1 protein-coding gene is annotated in these 460 nt (G+C 68.0%); it reads right to left on the bottom strand.

The window, feature by feature from the left end; translation table 11 throughout:
- Window positions 1-2: 2 nt before the first annotated feature.
- Window positions 3-460: rhodanese-like domain-containing protein (locus tag AB4Z35_RS30460; protein WP_442101223.1), on the bottom strand; the 458-nt coding region annotated here is incomplete at its 5' end.

Genomic DNA, 460 nt, shown 5'->3' with positions numbered 1-460 from the left:
TGTCAGTACTGTTCCCACGGCAGCCCGTCGTGGCGCCAGCCATTCAGGGTATTGCGATGCCGCTGCGGGTCCAGGTCGCCCTCGAAGCCGTGCAGGACGTTGTACACCGTGGTGAAGCCGGCGCCTTCCAGCGCACGCGCCGCCGCCGTGGAGCGGTTGCCGCTGCGGCAGATCAGCAGCACCGGGCGGGCCGAGGCATGGCCGGCCAGTTTCTTCACCGCCTGGACGAAATGCGGGTTCACCTCCCAGTCCGGCCCGTCGTTCCAGGGCACGTTGTGGGCGCCCTGCGGATGGCCGACGAACAGGTATTCCATCTCGCTGCGGCAGTCGATGAACAGCGCATCGGGGGCGTTGTCGAGCAGGGCGCGGGCGTCGGCGGGACTCAGGTGTTGCATGCGGATGGCCGGTTGGGGCGGGTTGGGAACATGTGCGGTGGCGATTACGTCTCCCAGTGTAGGCC

This window comes from Pseudomonas sp. KB_15, assembly GCF_052114525.1.
In the GTDB taxonomy this organism is placed as follows: Bacteria; Pseudomonadota; Gammaproteobacteria; order Pseudomonadales; family Pseudomonadaceae; genus Aquipseudomonas.
This window is presented reverse-complemented; position numbering and strand designations above follow the sequence as displayed.